The 1,056-nt window shown below is 61.6% G+C and carries 1 rRNA gene and 1 pseudogene; both read left to right on the forward strand.

What is annotated here, in order from left to right:
* Positions 1-672, forward strand: a 23S ribosomal RNA gene (locus ACFC4D_RS46430); the annotation flags it as partial.
* Positions 673-695: 23 nt separating this feature from the next.
* A pseudogene (locus ACFC4D_RS46435) lies at positions 696-1,056 on the forward strand (hypothetical protein); the annotation flags it as partial.

The following is a 1,056-nucleotide window of genomic DNA, read 5'->3' on the forward strand; positions in this document are numbered from 1 at the left end:
AAGCTGAAGAGGCGGAGCCGCAGCGAAAGCGAGTCTGAATAGGGCGAATGAGTACGTGGTCGTAGACCCGAAACCAGGTGATCTACCCATGTCCAGGGTGAAGGTAAGGTAACACTTACTGGAGGCCCGAACCCACGCACGTTGAAAAGTGCGGGGATGAGGTGTGGGTAGCGGAGAAATTCCAATCGAACTTGGAGATAGCTGGTTCTCTCCGAAATAGCTTTAGGGCTAGCCTTAAGGTAAGAGTCTTGGAGGTAGAGCACTGTTTGGACTAGGGGCCCTCATCGGGTTACCGAATTCAGACAAACTCCGAATGCCAATGACTTATCCTTAGGAGTCAGACTGCGAGTGATAAGATCCGTAGTCAAAAGGGAAACAGCCCAGACCACCAGCTAAGGTCCCAAAGTATACGTTAAGTGGAAAAGGATGTGGAGTTGCTTAGACAACCAGGATGTTGGCTTAGAAGCAGCCACCATTTAAAGAGTGCGTAATAGCTCACTGGTCGAGTGACTCTGCGCCGAAAATGTACCGGGGCTAAACGTATCACCGAAGCTGTGGATGTCTGGACCAAGGACGCCGAACGGTGCCGGGACGCGAAGATCCCCCGGCCCCGGGCCAGGGAGGTGGTGACCAAGCCGGAACTGGGCCGGCGGATGGTGGAGCGCTGCCGGCGGGCGGGGGTGCCCTTCGGCTGGGTGGCCGCCGACAGCCTCTACGGCCAGGACCGCAAGCTCCGCGCGGCACTGGAGCGCCGCCGCATCCCGTATGTGATGGCGGTACCGGCGGACGAGACCGTGGTGACACACGGGACCGGACCGCTGCGGGCCGATGCCCTGGCCAAGCGTGTCCCGCTGCGCTTCGAGCGCCGCTCGTGCGGCACCGGGACCAAGGGCGGGCGCCGCTACGACTGGGCCCTGGCCGAGGTCACCTGGCCCGGCGGCACCGAGAACGACGGCCCCCGCCGCGAGGGTGTCGGTGATGTACAGGTTGCCCGCGCTGTCGAATGCGGAGCCGTTGGACATGCTCGCGCCGACCGCGAACAGCTCCGGGGAGGGC

This window comes from Nocardia sp. NPDC056000 (genome assembly GCF_042269265.1).
In the GTDB taxonomy this organism is placed as follows: Bacteria; Actinomycetota; Actinomycetes; order Mycobacteriales; family Mycobacteriaceae; genus Nocardia.